1 protein-coding gene is annotated in these 1419 nt (G+C 50.7%); it reads left to right on the top strand.

The features are described 5' to 3' along the window. Positions 1–155: 155 nt before the first annotated feature. Positions 156–1271, top strand: coding sequence for an N-methyl-L-tryptophan oxidase (solA, locus tag QMM04_RS22465; protein ID WP_282997104.1), 1116 nt, complete (start codon positions 156–158; stop codon positions 1269–1271). Positions 1272–1419: the final 148 nt, after the last annotated feature.

Below are 1419 nucleotides of genomic sequence, written 5' to 3'. Positions count from 1 at the left end.
AAGATAGAGTCCACAGAGCAATACCTTCGCGATAATCAAAAGCACTAATTTCTTACTTCGCGTGAAAGGGCACCCAATAGGGTGCCTTTTTCATGGACACGATTTTTTTGCTATGCTGTTGAAAAATTTCGTCGTTTGGCAGGAGTGATGTGGTTATGGTTTATGATCTGATTGTGGTGGGCAGCGGATCGGTGGGAGCCGCCGCCGGTTTTTACGCAACCCAGGCAGGCTTATCGGTATTGATGATTGATAGTGCCCATCCTCCGCACAGCCAGGGCACACACCACGGTGAAACACGCCTGATCCGCCATGCCTATGGCGAAGGTGAACGCTATGTCCCGCTGGTGCTGCGCGCACAAACCTTGTGGGATGAGCTGGAACGTCAGAGCGGTGAACGCATTATGCATCGAAGCGGCATCCTCAATCTGGCCCCCCTCACTTCCTCATTTATCCAAAATGTCATCGACAGCGCCAAAACGTATCAACTGGAAGTAAAAATCCTGCAGGCAGACGAAGTGCGCAAGCGCTGGCCGCAGATCTCTGTGCCCGACGGCTACATTGGGGTATTCGAACCTCACTCCGGCTTCCTGAAATGTGAGCAGGCGGTTCGTAGCTGGATACAGCTGGCTGAACAGGCGGGCTGCGCACAACTGTTTAATTGCCCGGTGAGTGAGATCGCACGCGATGGTGACTTGCAGCAAGTCACTACCCGCGACGGCGTGTTTCGCGCGCGTAAATTATTGGTCAGTGCCGGAACCTGGGTGAGTGAGCTGGTAAAAGATTTGCCAGTACAACCGGTGCGTAAAGTCTTTGCCTGGTATCAGGCAGATGGACGTTATAGCGAGAACAACCAATTTCCTGGCTTCACGGTGGAGATGCCTGATGGCAGTCACTTTTATGGCTTCCCTGCCGACAACAATGCATTAAAAGTGGGACGTCACGATGGCGGGCAGCTGATGCAGAAACCCGAAGATCGTAAACCTTTCGGCAGTATCGCTGCAGACGGCAGCGAAGCCTTCAGTTTCCTGCGTCAGTTCTTACCAGGGGTTGGCGTTTGCTTACACGGTGAGGTCTGCAGTTATGACAACACACCTGATGAAGACTTTATTATAGATACCCTTCCAGGCGAGCCAAATCGATTAATTATTACCGGCTTGAGTGGACACGGATTTAAATTTGCCAGCGTATTAGGTGAACTTGCCAGTGAATTTGCCCAGGATAAGCCCTTCTCCTTTGACCTGAAGCCGTTTTCACTTTCGCGCTTTGCTTAACGTTGTCTCGCTGGCGCCTCAGGCGCCAGCCTTATATTGACGCAAGCTTACATTAATAGTTCTTCCCTGACATTTTAGCGTTAAGATTGCCGCATTAGGTGTAGCAATATTCAATTAAATTTTATTTCCCCGCCACCTATACAACCAT

The sequence above is a fragment of the Pantoea sp. Pa-EAmG genome, assembly GCF_030024295.1.
GTDB lineage: Bacteria > Pseudomonadota > Gammaproteobacteria > Enterobacterales > Enterobacteriaceae > Pantoea > Pantoea dispersa.
This window is presented reverse-complemented; position numbering and strand designations above follow the sequence as displayed.